Raw genomic sequence first — 16,708 nt, forward strand, 5'->3', positions numbered from 1 at the left:
TTAGTTACCCCACTATTGAAGATACCAATAGCGCGCATGCTCCTGTCTGAATTGAGAAAACTGCAATAATGCGCCAAATTGTAATGTGATTGCACCAGAAACGTCGGTTCTTAGACGATTTATTCCAAATTCTTCGTAGCGGTCATAGATCTCGGGCTTGGGATGATGGTAGCGATTCAGATAGCCAACCTGAAAAATTGCGAGCGATGGATGAACTGCGCGCAGGAATGCTGGCGTGGATGAAGTACCACTGCCATGATGTGGCGCCAATAAGACATCCGATGTGAGTTGATCCGCAATACTGTTGACCAATTCATCTTCCTGAGTCGCTTCTATATCCCCAGGCAAAAGCAATGAAAAACGATCCGTGCTCACCCGCAAGGTGCAACTGCGGGCATTCGGACGCCATTTATTACTCTCATAGCTGGCAGCGACTGGTTGCAACACAGAGAAATGCACACCATCCCAGTCCCAAGACTGCCCAGCACGACAACGCTGATGACGCGACGCCTGCATCACGATGGGACTATCTAATGCCAATGAACTACTTACCATACCAATTGGCATCTGCTTAAGGATGGTGAGCGCGCCACCAGAATGATCACTATCATTGTGAGAGACCATGAGCATATCGAGCGCATCAATACCCCGCGCTTTTAAATACGGCAACACAACACGACTTCCAGCATCACTTTCAGGTGAATACATCGGCCCCGTGTCATATAAAAGCCGGTGATGCGCGGTCTCCAGTAACAGCGCCATTCCCTGTCCAACATCAAACGCAATGACCCGCAACACCCTATCGTTCACTGGTGTCGGTCTCGAAAAAACAAGTGGCAACCAGCACACCAGCCCCAACCACCGCATTGGCCATCCGGCTGGCATCAATACCCAGAGCGTCCCAATCAGTGCGATAACAAAGACAGCAAAAGAAGGTAAAGCAGCACTCCATACCGCCACGGGTAGATCACTGAGCCCGCGCAAGATAAAGACCAGCCCCTCAATCAAGCAATGCGCTAGCGCCAAAATCCAATGCGTAAGAGGATGCGGCGCGATACTCCCTAAAAGCGCCAGTGGCGTGACCAGAAAACTAACCAGCGGAATAGCAATCGCATTAGCGACAGGGCCGATCAACGACACTTGGCCAAAAAGAAGCATGGTCAACGGCACGAGTCCCAAGGTCACTGCATATTGGGTCCGGCTGGCAGCTCGTAACGCCTGACGCAGTTGCTGTGCGCGGTCTTGCGCATGCGGCGGCAACTGCCCGCCAGCAGCAAAAACAATCACAGCGACGGCGCCAAACGAAAGCCAAAAACCCGGTGACAACACTGCCCAAGGATCAAGCAACGCTACCAAGCAAAGCGCTAAACACAAGATCGCCGAAAAATGGCCGATCCGTCCTGTCCATAGCGCCAATGCGACCACCATCAACATGTACATGGTTCGCTGTGATGGAATTCCAAAACCAGCCAATGCGACATAAATCACAGCCATCCATGCACTGGCAAGTGCGGCGACTTTTTGCACCGGCATGTAGAGTGGCAACGCCCCGTCTGTAAAAAACGACCGACGCCACAAGAAAGACAAGAGCCCAGAGAATAATCCCGCGACCATCGTAATATGAAGACCGGAAATACTAATCAAGTGACCGATTCCCACACGGTTAAACACAGTCCAGTCAGACTGTGGAATTTCACGCTGATCACCAATCACAAGGGCAACAATTACACCTGCATAAGGCGCACCAGCAAGTGCGGCATGTATCCGATCGCGGAGTGCTGCTCGCCCACGCTCAATCACATAGCAAACCCGCCAGACGAAGGGATCTAATCGCTGATTGATCGGCATCGTGGACTCACCATGATCACGTACTGCACCGGTTGCGCGTATTCCCTGCTCCAGCAGCCAGACCTCATAATCAAAACCGTCAGGATTCACCGTGCCATGCGGACGTTTTAAACGCACTTTCAATTGCCAGCGCTCACCAGGCATCAGATTCAGTGGCAAAGAGGCGTTGCCCACTGAGGCAGTTTGATACCACGACAGCATGATTTTCTGCGGAAAATGTGCACGTTCATCCGATGTCATTTGACTCTCTCGGACTTCCTCGACAGCAAAAATAAACCGCTGTCCTTCTGCCATGTGTGTTGGCAAACTATCGATCGTACCGACAAGAACGATATCCTTACTTTCCCAAGCAACCGGAAGCGCGGATCGCAGATAGTAATGGGCAAAAGCAGTCGCCCACCCATAACCTACAATGAGTGCCAACAAGCTCGCAGCGCCAAGCCGCCATTGCAGTGCATGCCGATGCGATGCGACGAGGAATCGAACGACAAGAAAAGCAGGAATGGCGACAGCGATCACCATCGCGACAGTTGGAAAGGAAAGAAGAAACGCTTGGTGCTGCACGATGGCAACACCAGCCACAAACGACACGCAGACGAGACGCATCCAACCTATCCGTTCATCCGGGGCAATATCGCCTTTGCGTTAACTGTGGTAGCGAGAGCAATGTCTGATATCGACATCCCCCTCAATTCAGAGAGAACAGCACCTATTCGTGGCAAGGCCGCCGGACGATTGATGCCATGCGCATCCCAACTGGGTGGTATGTCTGGTGCATCGGTCTCCAGCACAATGGCATCCAACGGCAAATCGGTCGCTAAACGGCGGATCTGCAATGCCCGTGTGTACGTCATCGCACCGCCAAACCCGAGTTTAAAACCAAGATCAACAAAATGCCCCGCTTGCTGCACACTGCCATTAAACGCATGTGCAATACCACCAACCAATCGAAAGCGCCGGAGGTGTTTCAGAATCATGTCTTGCGAGCGCCGCACATGCAGCAATACGGGCAAATCAAAATCTCGGGCAATTTTAAGTTGCTCAGTATAAAAATATTCTTGTTTTTCTCGTAAAGGACTTTGCGTTAACGCAGGCACAAAATAATCGAGACCAATTTCACCAATCGCCACAAAGCGACGACTACGCTGTGGATCATCCATTAGCAACGCCACCCTGTTTCGAAGGTCAATTAAGTCTTTTTCATCCGACGTAGGAACATACATAGGGTGAATGCCGAGCGCATAAAAGCATGCTTGGTGGCGCTCTGCTAATTGCGCTACGACATCGAAATTGGTTCGATGCACGGCGGGAATCACGATGCCGGAGACGTCAGCGTGGGTCGCGGCATCCGCCACTTCGAGAGAACGACCACCGAATTCAGAGGCATCGAGATGACAATGGGTGTCTATCCACATACAGACTCCCATATAGGCAGGCTAACGATTAACTTTGTCTTGATATTGTGCATCACGCGATTATGAAGGATGGGCGTACGAACATCCACAAAAGATATCCCCACAGGTGTCTCAAATTCACCAACGCCCATTAAGTCTGCAAATATCGTTACAGTTTTGTCGCTGCAAGTGGGTCATCCTACTTATCAGTCGTCGGGAGGATGCGGTTATGACAAGGCACGCGGAGACACAACAATCCCATCAATATCCGCATAGATCCAGTCGCCTGGTCGGATGGCGACACCTTCAATACGAATCGGAATATCATGCTCTCCACCACCGCGCTTGATACTACGAACAGGCATCGTCGCCAATGCTCGCACACCAATTTGACATGCGTTGATTTCTTCGGCATCTCTAATACATCCATGGACGATAATACCAGCCCATCCATTTTTCTGTGCTAGGACTGCCAGATTACCGCCCACCAAGGCACAGCGCAGACTGCCGCCGCCATCGATCACGAGCACCCGTCGATGACCCGCCGTCTCTAATACCGTCCGCACCATGCCATTGTCTTCGAACAATTTCAGTGTGCTCACTTGCCCAGAGAATTTTTCTACAGCGCCAAATATTTTAAACACCGGAGGCAAGACACCCAATTCACCTGTCGCTAATTTGTCTTCATTCGCATCACACAAGTCACACGTCGCAAACGTCATCATTCAATCCTTTCAAGTGGTGGTTCATTGTAGCCTGCCCACCCGAGCACGCCAATTCCTGAGCGTGGAAAGTGCAATACAAACAACAGGCTCAACGTCGCTGCAAACAAATGAAGTTACAGTTAAGATAACGTCATGAGCGCCTTCCATGCATAGCCCCCCTCCATGCCGACACCGATACTGACGCACAACCTTCCTGTGACCGCACCCAATCTGCCAACACCAGAGCGACCGGTGCGACTAGTGGCGCGTAATTTAAAAATTTCACAAGATTTGGCACCCCATAGCCATCCTTGCGGCCAAATTACCTATACACCACAGGGAATGTTGCAGGTCATTGCTGACGGTACGGTATGGTTTGTACCGCCAATGCGGGCGATTTGGATCCCACCCAATACGGTCCATGAAGTTCGCTTGCTCACCGAGTCGAACCTACGTGCAATCCATATCCATGAAGATTTTTCTCCACTCAGTAAAAGCCGCTGTTTGGTCTTAGATGTGTCCCATTTATTGCGCGAATTGATTTTCAGCTTGGAATACAGTGAGCCAGGGAGTCGCCGAGAAGAACATTTGGTTCAAGTCATCCTCGATGAACTGATGGAAGCAAAACCGCTTCCCATTTATTTACCGATGCCAAAGGATAAGCGACTCAAGAATTTATGTGAATTATTACTGGCACAACCGGGTAGCAATGACACGCTAGACGTCCTCGCAACAAAAGTTGGCGCTTCTGCAAGGACACTCACGCGTCTTTTCGAACAAGAACTACATATGAGTTTTGGTGACTGGCGGCAGCAGATGCGCCTAGCACGTGCCTACCCACTCATTGCCAACGGCACCCCTTTGTCACAGGTGGCCTCAGAATTAGGCTATGCAAGCCAATCGGCATTTTCAGCCATGTTTAAAAAAACGTTTGGAGTTTCACCATCGCATTTTTTCAAGCAGTCAGAATAAAACGCTCCCTCTGTGCAGAAACGCAGAGGGAGCGACATTCAACCCAAAGAGTTAATTCATCAAGCCTTGCTAAACACCAAGGCCCCATCCTGTGCATGGATGGCAATCACGTCTTTTGGTCCAAACTTGCCTTGCAATATTTGTTTGGAAAGTGGATTTTCGATCTCTTGCTGAATAGCCCGTTTTAAAGGACGAGCACCATACACAGGATCAAACCCTGCTTCCGCAATTTTCAACAAGGCAGCGTCACTGACCTGCAATCCCATGTCCATTTGCTGCAAGCGTGTTTCCAGGGTTTTAAGCTGGATTTTTGCAATAGCACCGATATTTTTCGCGTCTAAGGCATGGAACACAACAATCTCATCAATACGATTAATGAATTCTGGGCGGAAATGCGCCTTCACTTCACCCATTACAGCCATTTTCACGACCGCAGGATCACTCCCTTCCATTGCCTGAATCTGATGAGACCCGAGGTTAGAGGTCATGACGATAACGGTATTTTTAAAATCGACTGTGCGTCCCTGACCATCGGTCATCCGGCCATCATCCAATACCTGCAGCAAGACATTAAAGACATCGTGATGCGCTTTCTCTACTTCATCGAGCAAAATAACGCTGTATGGCTTACGGCGCACGGCTTCCGTCAAATAACCACCCTCTTCATAGCCAACATAACCCGGTGGCGCACCGATCAGACGTGCGACACTGTGTTTTTCCATGAATTCACTCATGTCGATCCGGATCAGCGATTCTTCGGTATCAAACATAAAACCTGCCAGCGCCTTACACAGCTCTGTTTTACCTACGCCCGTTGGTCCGAGGAACAAGAACGAACCATAAGGACGTCCAGGATCACCCAAACCAGCGCGTGAACGGCGAATCGCGTCAGACACGGCAACAATCGCCTCGTCTTGACCCACAACGCGCTCATGCAGTGCATCTTCCATGTGCAGCAGTTTCTCACGCTCACCTTGCATCATCCGAGACACAGGGATACCGGTCGCACGCGATACGATTTCTGCGATTTCTTCGGCACCGACTTGAGTTCGCAACAGACGCAACTTACCGCTCGCTTCTTGAGATTTATCTGCTTGGGTATCCGCTTGCTTGAGCTGTGCTTCGAGCTCTGGCAAGCGACCGTACTGCAACTGCGACATGGTTTGCCAATCGCCTTTGCGTTTCGCATCTTCCATTTGCAAACGGATTTGCTCGATTTCTTCTTTAATGTGCGTACTGCCCTGCACAATCGCTTTTTCTGCTTTCCAGATTTCTTCTAGATCGGCGTACTCACGCGAGAGTTTTTCAATTTCTTCTTCGATCAAACCAAGGCGCTTATGTGATGCCTCATCTTTCTCGCGCTTAACCGCTTCGCGCTCGATTTTGAGCTGGATCAGACGACGATCTAGCTTATCCATCACTTCTGGTTTAGAGTCGATTTCAATCTTAATTTTCGCTGCGGCCTCATCAATCAGATCAATCGCTTTATCCGGCAAGAAACGATCAGTGATATAGCGATGCGACAGTTCAGCCGCCGCAACGATCGCAGGATCCGTAATATCGACACCGTGATGTACCTCGTATTTCTCTTGCAAACCACGCAAAATGGCGATCGTTGCTTCTACGCTCGGTTCGTCGACAATAATTTTCTGGAAACGACGCTCCAACGCCGCGTCTTTTTCGATGTATTTACGGTATTCATCGAGGGTCGTTGCGCCGACGCAGTGTAGTTCACCCCGTGCCAATGCGGGTTTGAGCATGTTGCCGGCATCCATGGCACCTTCGGCTTTACCGGCACCTACCATGGTGTGCAGTTCGTCAATGAAAACGATCGTTTGCCCTTCGTCCATGGCGATTTCTTTGAGCACAGCTTTGAGGCGCTCTTCAAATTCACCCCTGAATTTCGCGCCTGCTAACAAGGCAGCCATATCCAGTGAAAGTACCCGCTTGGACTTCAGACTATCAGGCACCTCGCCATTAACGATACGCTGAGCGAGACCTTCGACGATCGCTGTTTTACCGACGCCAGGCTCACCAATCAACACGGGATTATTTTTACTGCGACGTTGCAAAACCTGAATTGCGCGACGAATTTCATCATCACGGCCAATGACCGGATCGAGCTTACCCAGACGGGCACGTTCTGTCAGATCCAAGGTATATTTTTTGAGGGCTTCACGTTGACCTTCGGCATCCTGTGAATTGACATTCCCCCCACCGCGCACAGCGGTAATGGCTGCTTCGAGCGATTTGCGTGTTAATCCGTTTTCGCGCGATAACTTGCCGGCATCCGACTTATCGTCTGATAGCGCCAGCAAGACCATTTCACTTGCCAAAAATTCATCGCCGCGCTTTTGGGATTCCTTGTCTGCCAGATTGAGCAAACCGGTCAATTCGCGACCGATTTGTACTTGCCCATCGGTGCCAGATACTTTAGGCAAGCGATCCAACCCTGATTTTAATGCCGTAAGCAAGGCATTAACGTTGACACCTGCACGCTGCAACAGTGAACGGCTACCGCCATCATCTTGGTTAATCAATGCCAGTAGTAAATGGATTGGTTCTATGTATTGATTGTCATTACCGACGGCCAGACTCTGTGCGTCGGCTAGGGCTTCTTGCAATTTGGTGGTTAATTTATCGAGACGCATATTTTGCTCCTGAATGAATAGTTACCAACACAATTTGGGGCTGTGAAGCAGTTTTCAAGCAGTGTGGCGCAGACGATGCCACCGAGTTTGTGATAGCGCAAGCTTGCCTGAGATAGACATTCACTCAGGCAAGAAAATTAACTATATTGAAAGATTAGTCAAATCGACCTTGTTTCTTGAACTGTTCGGTGGCCCGAACCAGAGCAGAGGCAATACCAGGTTCCATCGCTGCATGACCTGCATCGCCAATCACATGAAATGCAGCGGTCGGCCATGCCTCATGCAAGCGATAGGCGGACACAGGTGGGCAAATCACGTCATACCGTCCCTGCACGATCACCGCCGGCAAATGGGCGATCGCGCCAATGTTCTTGATGAGTGCATCATCTTCCATAAAAGCACCGTGCAACATGTAATGCACTTCTAGGCGACCAATCCCAAGGCTGACTTCATCGGATTCAAAACTGGAAATCGCCTCTGCCTGCGGCGTCAAGAACAAACACGAGCCTTCATAGCGACTCCATTGACGGGCCGCTTCGACATAAATCGCAGGATCGTCGCAGAACAGTCGCTTCACATAGGCTTGCAGCAGATCACCACGCTCGGCAACCGGAATTGCATCGGCAAAGCGTTGATGTACCTCAGGAAAGAAATTCCTCATGCCATTGACGAACCAGTCCACCTCGGCTTTGGTACACAAGAAAATGCCACGCAAGATGAAACCCAGACAGACCTTGGGATGGGCTTCGCCGTAAGCCAGTGCCAGTGTTGATCCCCAAGAGCCGCCAAACACCAACCACTGATCAATTCCAAGTAAAACACGGATCTTTTCAATGTCGTCAATCAGCAACTGCGTCGTATTCTGGCGATATTCGCCCAGCGGCGTTGATTTTCCAGCACCGCGTTGATCGAATAGCACAATGCGATAGTGTGCCGGATCAAAAAAGCGACGGTGCCCCGGCGTCGTACCGCCCCCAGGCCCGCCATGTAAAAACAAAACGGGTTGTCCATCAGGGTTGCCACATTCTTCCCAATACAAGGTGTGAAGATTGTCGACCGCGAGCGTTCCTGTGCGATAGGGTTCAATTTCCGGAAACAACGGGTAATTGGCCTGTTGGGCGGCGTCTGACATAGCATCTCCTTGTTGGGTTAAGGGTTAACAGCGAAACCTGTGTGATCGAACAACATCAACAGGTATCAAAGCGACCATTATAAAACGAATAGGTATCGCGGTTCGGCAATCAGAATCGTTGCTCCCATACCAAATGCCAGACCGCAGGCAAGCGTTGCGTGGTCTGTTCGGTCGCTCGAATCTGAGGATCTTCATACACCGACCACCCAGAGGCATTCTGACGCAATAAATGGCTCACCGACAATCGCAACTGTCCAACTGGCGTGACCTGCCACACACTAAAAAGGTCAAGATCATGCACATTGCTCTCTGTTGAATATAAGTAAGACGAGGCGCGCTGCGGTGCTTTCATCTGAAACGAGTAATTTCCACCAGCAGTCCAGCCGGGGCCCATCCGGTAATCGAGACTGACGTTCGCGCTCAGTTTGACCTGATCTGCAATATGATTATCGGGACCTGGCGCTGCCCTCACCTGCGACCAATTCCGATTCACGTTGGCATGCACGTTCACTGCCGATAACGCCGCATTCAGTGTCGGCAAAGAAAACTTCGTTTCAAACTCCACACCGATCACATCGGCTTTGCCATTATTTGTGGGCTGCAATAGCCAGCCACCTGACTGCCACGTTAGCGTATCTTGAATGATGTCTGATATTTGACGTACATAAGCACTGGCACTCACGGTGTTGCCGTTTGTATGAAATTTTTCATACGCGATATCCAGTCCCCACGATTTTTCTGCCCGAAGCGCGGGGTTACCTTGTTGGTTCGGATTGAGTGGGCCATTATCGTTATCAATGCGAACTATGCGCGGAATCAAGGTCGCTAGTGCTGGTGCTTTGAGCGTTCTATTGAGTGCGAAACGCCATTGTCGCTGGTCGTCCAGTTTGAATACCGTTTGTACAACCGGTGCCAATATCCGATCCGTATGACGAAGTGCAAGGTCCGTCGGCTGCGTACTCTCGACATTGACTTCGTCCCAGCGCAATCCCAGATAAGCGAGCCACTGCGTGGAGAGCTGCCATTCATCTTGTACAAACACAGCACGCTTGTCCACGGTCACCGCATACGGCTGGTCGGTCGCTAGAAGAATGCTTCCTAGCGGATCCTTATCCACCTCTTGTCTCGATTCGTGCCGGTTACCACGGCTCATTTCCCATCCTACTGAAAAAAGATGGTTTGCCGATAACGGGACGGTGTATTTTCCAGTCGAACGTAATTCATTTTCAATCGCCTCCACACCGACTTCTCTCTTTTGCAATAACACTTGATCGGCATCGTCCCCGATAAAATGAAAGGCCGATACGCGTCTAAAAAAATTCCATCCAACAGACACATTCCATTTCGCATCATTGTCTAGTCGACGATCCCAAGTGAAGGTATTCCTTGCCGTGCTCATGTGTGCATTCCAGACACCGACGTTATACGGAAAATCCGTACTTGCACCAGCCAATTGGGTTTGTATTTCTTGCTTTAGCTGATGGATGTATAGCTGATTAAAAAAACCTTGCCAGCTAATCGTATCGTCAGGTTGCCGCTGCCAATGAACATGCGGAGTCAAGGTCAAGGTGTTGCGTTCAATGTGCGTATCATGCTGGAGTTGACGTGCCGAAGCGATATCGGGATCAGCAATATTCCCGTTCGGTGCTTTTTGCAACAACGATTCTGTGACTTGATCTTGTGTGTTGGTGTTACTGCGATCAACAACAGCATTGAGGTTAAAACTCGCCTGACCTGCATTACCACTCGCACTCAAGGTCGCACCGGGGCTCCATCGACCTTGTTGCGCATTGAGCCGCCATTTGACTTCGGGTGGCGAAGAGTTGGTTTTCTTTTTTAGGACAATATTGATACTGCCAGCAATCGCCTGTGCCCCTTTATCAGCGCCAGCGACCCGCATAATTTCAATATGATCGATTGCATCCGGCGCAATACTGTCTATCGCAAATCCGTCAGGCGTTGGCTCGCCATTGAGCAACATTTGCGTATAACCGGCCCCCATTCCCCGCAAGGAAATCACCGTTTCTTTATTTTTATTTTCACTCACTGTAATACCAGGCAAGCGTTTTAAGACGTCGCTGACCGATGTGTCGCCATACCGGATCAGATCATCATGTCCATATAAACTAACGATGGTCGGTTCAGCTTGACGAATTTTATCGTTGGCATTGACAGCGTTGACTTCAATCGTCTGGACCTGATCAACTGACGCGGAACTCATGGACGGCGAAAAGACGAGTGGCATGAACACGGCACCACATGATAGGAAGCGCGAGCGTTGGTCGGCGATGCGGCGCAATGAGTATTGGCTAGTCATAAAAAGAAAACACGTCCCCATAGCACCTTTCAACAGGGAAAGGTGCAATTAAAAAGTAACGAATAACGAATAAAAAGGAAGATGAGAAAAACGACGCGAAACAAATCCGATGGTCAGGTGTGTTGCTCTATCGCCTGCCGAATATGCACAATATCGTCCGTTCTGCTTTGAAGACTCTCTGCACCAAGTAACACTATCGTGATAGCACGACCCGCAATGTGCAGATGCATCAGAATGCAACGGCCTGCGTCTTGTGTAAAGCCTGTTTTAGATAATTGAATATCCCAATCTTTCTGACCGACAAGGACATTGGTATTTTGTCGAGCGACTAAACCGCGTTGGTGAAGGCCCGCTGCTTGCGCATGCGCTTGTATGCTGAAGGTGGACGCTGCGCTGGCGATGTTGACCAACGCTGGATAAGCCATCGACACCTGCGTCAAATGGGCGAGATCGGCGGCACTAGCGACATTCTGTTTGCTATAGCCAGTCGGCTCTTCCATGTGCATGCTTGATAAACCCAAGAAAGCGATTTTCTGTTGTACTGCACGAAGAAAAGCAGACTCACCACCCGGATAGGTCCTCGCAAGTACCTGTGCAGCACGATTATCTGATGGGATGAGCATCATCTCCATCATTTGGTGGCGGCTCAGATGCGTACCAATCGGTAAGCGTGAGGATGCGCCTTTGAGTGCCTTCACGTCTTCATCCGTGACAGAGAGAATTTCCTGCATATTCAATCCCGCATCAAGAATAACGATAGCGGTCATTAACTTCGACAGCGAAGCCATCGGGGTGATAGTGTCAGCCTCCTTTTGCAGCAAGATCTTACCAGAGGCATCATCAATCACAACGGCATGGGCAGAGTGAAGATTAACCAATAACGGTACCGGAGATTGCGTCGATGCGCTCTCTGAGGCAGCAATACCAGACAGAGTTTCACGCTGCGACACATCGGCGATTTGATCATGTCTTGCAATGGCACTCGCGACAACGCCCATCAACAGAACACCAAGAAGTGGTGTTGCCATACTCCAGTGCCATGCTTGACGATCATCTCTCATCAGACGTCGAATGCGCGCTAATAATTGTCCTCCGTTTGCAGCCGGAACCATGGTTGGCACTGCAATCTGTAACGAATCCAATTGTTGTAGCGCCAATGCCAGTTCACGTGGCTGCCCCAGTACATTGGCAGCTAAATCATCGGCGATCTGTTCACGCTCTGCATCGATGCTGAACGATATCCACCACACTGCAGGATGATAAAACAAGATCGATACCGCACATTGCTGAATGACGTTGACCGCATAATCCCAACGTTTGATATGGGCTAACTCATGCGCCAATAAGGCATCGATGAGCGGCGGTGCCATCCCACTCATGAGCGACAAAGGCATTACCACAACGGGTCGCCAGCTTCCCGTCGTTACCGGTGTAGGCAAGCGAGCATCCAATCGGAATTGCACTTGGCGTTGAATACCAAAAAGACGTGCCAAAGCATCTGTCCGTGATTGCCAGTAAGCCATTTGCTGTCGTTGTTCTAATGAAGTCAATTTCTCACCCAACTGACGCACCCACAACAGACCGACGACAATTCTGGCGCTCATCAAACAAACACCTGCCAGCCAGATAAAAACAATGATCGGCAAATACGGTTGCATGCCAGAGAGAAACTGATGTCCATCGACAAAAACCAGATCAAAGTGCCCCGCAGATTGCTGCATATAGGCGAGTGCAGTTTCAAGAGCGAGTGTTCGCGGCGCAAGCACTTCTTGATACACCCCATAAATAGGCCAAGCAACACATGCAACCAGCGCACAACAAAGCACCAAATAACGACGTTGCGGTGATGCATTTCTTAACATGGCACATATCAACGCGGCGCCACATCCAATCAACGTGCCTTGCCACAGAAAATTCAATAAAGGCCAACCGATGACCTCAACCAATGAAAAATCGGTGCTCATGACTTGTCTTCCTCTAAAAAACGTTCAATCTCTGCCCGTTCTTGTTGACTCACGTGTCCCCGCAATGCCGCCATCACTAAGGCTTTGCCAGAACCCGCAAACACCTTTTGAATCAAGTCTTTGAGTAAGTTTGTCTGGATATCATCCTGCTCCTGCACCGGCGCATACACGTGGGAGCGTTGGCTTTCATCCCGTTTCAGAAGACCTTTGCTGTGCATTAACTGCAAATGACGTAAAACGGTCGCATACGCTAAGTCAGGTCGGTCAGCTTGGGCTGCCGCATGTACTTGCTTGGCGGTGGAGGGGCCGATCTCCCATAAGACTTTGAGAAGATTAATTTCAGCCGCAGTCGGCTTGGGAGCATGCTTGGATGAGCTCATGATCACTTTCTGGAGAAGGAAAACCGATTGCACATCACCACATCGGTTCGCATAGAGACTCCAGAATAAATGTTCTAGAACTTTTTGTCTAGAACTATTTTTCTACAAATAATACTCTTCCCACGGACAAAATAAAACCGGCCTAACAAGGCCGGTTATTGAATAGCAGCACAACGGTCAGATCACCTCGCCCACTTGTTTAATGCGCTTTCATCACTTTCGCGTGCATCGACCCACCGAGCGCCTGCATCGGTTTGCTCTTTTTTCCAGAACGGTGCTTGCGTTTTAAGATAGTCCATCATGAATTCACAAGCGGCAAATGCATCACCACGGTGTTTGGACGCCACCACAACTAACACAATCTGATCCAGCGGTAACAAGGGGCCAACACGATGAATAATAAGGCTATCAATCACCGACCATCGCGCTGCCGCCTGCATAGAAATGTCCGCCAAGGCTTTTTCTGTCATCGCAGGATAATGCTCTAACTCCATAGCACTCACCGTCTGACCATCATTGAGATCGCGCACCAAACCCAAAAAGCTCACCACAGCGCCGATCAACGGATTTGCCTCACGCAGTTTTTTGACTTCGGTGGAAAGATCAAAATCCTCTGTCTGGACACGCACCTGCATCGCTTATCCTCCGGTGACTGGCGGGAAAAATGCGACTTCCCCACCGTCGGCGATCGCTGTTTCTGGCTCGCACATCACATGGTCGTACGCCATCCGAAGCGCTGTGTTTGACGCTAATGTCTCCGCCCAAACATCCCCTCGCTGCACCAACCATTGCCGTACATCGCCCACAGTACCTACCGTATCAGGCACGATCACCGTCTCTTCCGAGACCCCTAAAGCTTCACGCACACTGGCAAAAAAACGTAATTGAATTTTCATAAGACAAACAATCAATCCTGTCACTCAAAAAGTAAAACCGAGGTCAGAAGGAAGAAAATGGGATAAACCGCACCTGATCGCCGACGTGCACCGATTGTCCCGGCGGCAGCTCAATCAACCCATCGCCCCATACAGTAGAGGTCAACACACCAGAACCCTGATTGGAAAACAGATCTAAACCACCATTGCCGTTGATTCTGGCGCGTAGGTACTCTTGACGACGGTCAGGGCGTAACCAATCAAAATCAGCACGCATCGAAAACGACAACGGCGTCACGTCTGCCACGCCTTGCATCCGCAAGATAAATGGCCGGACGAACATCAAAAATGTCACGAAACTCGACACGGGATTGCCTGGCAGTCCAACGAAAAATGCATCACCCACCTCACCAAACGCCAGTGGCTTGCCGGGCTTAACGGCAATTTGCCACATCGCCAGACGCCCTTCCGCTTCAACGGCAGGCCTGATATGGTCCTCTTCGCCCACTGAGACACCGCCGGATGTTAAGACCAGATCATGTCCTTGTGCTGCGAGGCGCAGTGTGTCGCGGGTTGCTTCCAAAGTATCGGGTACGATACCGTAATCCGTCACTTCGCAACCAAGCTGCTGCAGCAAGGCACTCAGCGTAAATCGGTTAGAGTTATAGATGGCGCCCGGTTTGAGTGGCTCACCCGGCATAGCAAGTTCATCACCGGTAAAAAATACAGCGACGCGCATTTTCCGCCAAACAGGCAACGTCGCCAGCCCAACGGATGCAGCAAGGCCAATTTCCTGTGCACGCAAGCGGACGCCGGCAGGCAAAATCGTTGCCCCAGTTTTGATATCTTCACCGCGCCGACGTATCCATTCTCCAGAACGAGGAATGTGGTTGATTGTCACATCCTCACCGTCGACGATGCATTGTTCCTGCATCACAATCGCATCTGCCCCATCTGGAATCATCGCTCCTGTAAAGATGCGTACTGCCGTCCCCTCTTCCAATGGCGCGCCTACATGACCGGCAGGAATTCGTTGAGAAACACGCAATTTTGCCTGCCCATTAACGCAATCTGCTGTGCGTACGGCATAGCCATCCATCTGGGTATTGTCCATCGGCGGCACGTCCAGCAACGATGTTTGCGACTGTGCTAGCACCCGACCTGAGGCGGCTAGTGTGGGTAGCCACTCGACCTCTTTAATCGGCCGAGCTGCATTCACTAAAAAGGTCAGTGCATCATTGACGCTCATCAATGGTTTTCTTTGATTCATAAGCAAAAAATAGTCCGTAATGAAACAGAAAATAGGAAAGTGGAAAGAAACAATCAGCCAACATTGTAGCCGTTCCCCGTCAGATCCACCGACACTGGCGAGAAACCGTATTAATATCCACCGATTTCCATCGAAATCAACATCCAAAACAGCAAAAAAGTGAGCATAATTACACACAAATAAAGGCAAACAACTGCAAACTAAGTTGCATGGCATTAATTTACTGGCACACTACCCCTTATAATTACGTCAAATTAATCGAAGACGCAGCCACACTTCTCGGATATTCACTTGAGGTTTTTATGTCTAACAACATCGCCCTGCGCTTGTCTCAGCTTTGGAAATTCGCCGCATGGGGTTGCACCTTAACCTTGGCAGCTACTAGCCTACACGCGCATGCCGCGGGGGCAACCTACCGCTTCTCGCCTGTCAATCAGTACGACATCAATCTGACGGCCGCGTACTGGAACCCGATCATTAGCTATGTGTCTGAAAAAAGTGGTGTGAAACTTGTGCTAAAGATTGGTCGCACTTCAGCAGATACGACGAGTTTCGTTTTAGCCAAAGAAGTCGATTTTGCTTTTACCAACCATTTATTTTCACCAGAACGCGAAAAACTCGGATGGCAAACATTCGGCAGACGCAACCTCCCACCTGTTTCTGGTGAGATTGTCGTCCCAGAAGGATCGACCATCACTTCGATTACACAGCTCGACGGTAAAGATATGGCATTTCCAGGTCCGGAAGCCTTAATCGCTTACAAGGCGCCGCTCGCCTATCTGCTCAGCCAAAAAATTAACGTGAATGTCGTTTTTAGCGGCAACCAAAACGGCGCCTTCGCTCAATTGTTTGCCGGACAAGTGCAAGCCGTCGGGGGTAACTCACAACTGGTTGAGAGCTACAGCAACCGCGAAAAGAAAAAATTTCGCGTACTTTGGAAATCTGAACCCTACCATGACCTCGCACTGATGGCCTCCAATAAAGTGAGCCCTGCGGACCTTAAAGCAGTGGCTGCTGCATTTTTCGGCATGAAAGATGATCCAGAAGGTAAGATCGTTTTAAAAGAGGCGTCCGCTAAAATCGGTTTAAGCGACAGCGCTTACTTTATCCCCTCTGACGGCAGTGAATACACGAACTATAAAAAGTTCTTTCAGACACTCCCTCCTAGCTTGCGTTAAGGCTATATTCATCATGAGGCCAC

At 50.0% G+C, this 16,708-nt stretch carries 13 protein-coding genes; 2 read left to right on the forward strand and 11 right to left on the reverse strand.

What is annotated here, in order from left to right:
• Window positions 1-12 precede the first annotated feature (12 nt).
• From ACO0K2_RS11620 to rraA, 3 genes are all read right to left on the reverse strand, one after another.
• A complete protein-coding gene (locus ACO0K2_RS11620; protein WP_423018898.1) occupies window positions 13-2,454 on the reverse strand; it encodes a DNA internalization-related competence protein ComEC/Rec2 in 2,442 nt (813 codons plus the stop codon).
• 5 nt (window positions 2,455-2,459) lie between these two features.
• Entirely contained in the window at window positions 2,460-3,263 is an 804-nt protein-coding gene (locus ACO0K2_RS11625; protein WP_423018900.1) for a TatD family hydrolase, read from the reverse strand.
• A 206-nt stretch (window positions 3,264-3,469) separates the two neighbouring features.
• A complete protein-coding gene (gene rraA / locus ACO0K2_RS11630) occupies window positions 3,470-3,964 on the reverse strand; it encodes a ribonuclease E activity regulator RraA (protein WP_423019393.1) in 495 nt (164 codons plus the stop codon).
• 165 nt (window positions 3,965-4,129) lie between these two features.
• Between rraA and ACO0K2_RS11635 the strand changes: the two genes are divergently transcribed.
• The gene (locus tag ACO0K2_RS11635) at window positions 4,130-4,918 is read left to right on the forward strand and encodes an AraC family transcriptional regulator (protein WP_423018902.1); all 789 of its coding nucleotides are present in this window, start codon (window positions 4,130-4,132) and stop codon (window positions 4,916-4,918) included.
• Between the two features lie 59 nt (window positions 4,919-4,977).
• Here ACO0K2_RS11635 and clpB read toward each other — a convergent pair whose 3' ends face one another.
• The 8 genes from clpB to glp form a co-directional block, all read right to left on the reverse strand.
• A complete protein-coding gene (gene clpB, locus ACO0K2_RS11640; protein WP_423018904.1) occupies window positions 4,978-7,569 on the reverse strand; it encodes an ATP-dependent chaperone ClpB in 2,592 nt (863 codons plus the stop codon).
• Between the two features lie 154 nt (window positions 7,570-7,723).
• Complete coding sequence (gene pip, locus ACO0K2_RS11645; protein WP_423018906.1) at window positions 7,724-8,701, reverse strand: prolyl aminopeptidase; 978 nt, start codon at window positions 8,699-8,701, stop codon at window positions 7,724-7,726.
• A gap of 109 nt (window positions 8,702-8,810) precedes the next feature.
• Complete coding sequence (locus ACO0K2_RS11650; protein ID WP_423018908.1) at window positions 8,811-10,946, reverse strand: TonB-dependent receptor plug domain-containing protein; 2,136 nt, start codon at window positions 10,944-10,946, stop codon at window positions 8,811-8,813.
• 185 nt (window positions 10,947-11,131) lie between these two features.
• The gene (locus ACO0K2_RS11655; RefSeq protein ID WP_423018910.1) at window positions 11,132-12,982 is read right to left on the reverse strand and encodes a M56 family metallopeptidase; all 1,851 of its coding nucleotides are present in this window, start codon (window positions 12,980-12,982) and stop codon (window positions 11,132-11,134) included.
• Window positions 12,979-13,362 carry a BlaI/MecI/CopY family transcriptional regulator gene (locus tag ACO0K2_RS11660; RefSeq protein ID WP_423018912.1) on the reverse strand — a complete coding sequence of 128 codons (384 nt, stop codon included), beginning with the start codon at window positions 13,360-13,362 and terminating at the stop codon, window positions 12,979-12,981. The genes ACO0K2_RS11655 and ACO0K2_RS11660 overlap by 4 nt, the downstream gene beginning before the upstream one ends.
• A gap of 182 nt (window positions 13,363-13,544) precedes the next feature.
• Window positions 13,545-13,997, reverse strand: coding sequence for a molybdenum cofactor biosynthesis protein MoaE (locus tag ACO0K2_RS11665; RefSeq protein WP_423018914.1), 453 nt, complete (start codon window positions 13,995-13,997; stop codon window positions 13,545-13,547).
• A gap of 3 nt (window positions 13,998-14,000) precedes the next feature.
• Window positions 14,001-14,258: a molybdopterin converting factor subunit 1 gene (gene moaD, locus ACO0K2_RS11670; protein ID WP_423018916.1), complete on the reverse strand. Its 258-nt coding sequence runs from the start codon at window positions 14,256-14,258 to the stop codon at window positions 14,001-14,003.
• A 43-nt stretch (window positions 14,259-14,301) separates the two neighbouring features.
• A complete protein-coding gene (gene glp, locus ACO0K2_RS11675; protein WP_423018918.1) occupies window positions 14,302-15,507 on the reverse strand; it encodes a gephyrin-like molybdotransferase Glp in 1,206 nt (401 codons plus the stop codon).
• A 302-nt stretch (window positions 15,508-15,809) separates the two neighbouring features.
• Between glp and ACO0K2_RS11680 the strand changes: the two genes are divergently transcribed.
• Window positions 15,810-16,685, forward strand: a complete 876-nt coding sequence (locus ACO0K2_RS11680) for a phosphate/phosphite/phosphonate ABC transporter substrate-binding protein (protein ID WP_423018920.1) — start codon at window positions 15,810-15,812, stop codon at window positions 16,683-16,685.
• Window positions 16,686-16,708 lie beyond the last annotated feature (23 nt).

The organism is Undibacterium sp. MH2W, assembly GCF_049340215.1.
Lineage (GTDB): Bacteria > Pseudomonadota > Gammaproteobacteria > Burkholderiales > Burkholderiaceae_D > Undibacterium.

Bases quoted from the DNA above. Each gene is read 5' to 3' on its own strand.
- ACO0K2_RS11665 (WP_423018914.1), bottom strand. From the start codon at position 13,997: ATGCAGGTGCGTGTCCAGACAGAGGATTTTGATCTTTCCACCGAAGTC.
- ACO0K2_RS11680 (WP_423018920.1), top strand. From the start codon at position 15,810: ATGTCTAACAACATCGCCCTGCGCTTGTCTCAGCTTTGGAAATTCGCC.
- pip (WP_423018906.1), bottom strand. From the start codon at position 8,701: ATGTCAGACGCCGCCCAACAGGCCAATTACCCGTTGTTTCCGGAAATT.
- ACO0K2_RS11655 (WP_423018910.1), bottom strand. From the start codon at position 12,982: ATGAGCACCGATTTTTCATTGGTTGAGGTCATCGGTTGGCCTTTATTG.
- glp (WP_423018918.1), bottom strand. From the start codon at position 15,507: ATGAATCAAAGAAAACCATTGATGAGCGTCAATGATGCACTGACCTTT.
- ACO0K2_RS11660 (WP_423018912.1), bottom strand. From the start codon at position 13,362: ATGAGCTCATCCAAGCATGCTCCCAAGCCGACTGCGGCTGAAATTAAT.
- ACO0K2_RS11620 (WP_423018898.1), bottom strand. From the start codon at position 2,454: ATGCGTCTCGTCTGCGTGTCGTTTGTGGCTGGTGTTGCCATCGTGCAG.
- ACO0K2_RS11635 (WP_423018902.1), top strand. From the start codon at position 4,130: ATGCCGACACCGATACTGACGCACAACCTTCCTGTGACCGCACCCAAT.
- rraA (WP_423019393.1), bottom strand. From the start codon at position 3,964: ATGACGTTTGCGACGTGTGACTTGTGTGATGCGAATGAAGACAAATTA.
- ACO0K2_RS11650 (WP_423018908.1), bottom strand. From the start codon at position 10,946: ATGCCACTCGTCTTTTCGCCGTCCATGAGTTCCGCGTCAGTTGATCAG.
- ACO0K2_RS11625 (WP_423018900.1), bottom strand. From the start codon at position 3,263: ATGTGGATAGACACCCATTGTCATCTCGATGCCTCTGAATTCGGTGGT.
- clpB (WP_423018904.1), bottom strand. From the start codon at position 7,569: ATGCGTCTCGATAAATTAACCACCAAATTGCAAGAAGCCCTAGCCGAC.
- moaD (WP_423018916.1), bottom strand. From the start codon at position 14,258: ATGAAAATTCAATTACGTTTTTTTGCCAGTGTGCGTGAAGCTTTAGGG.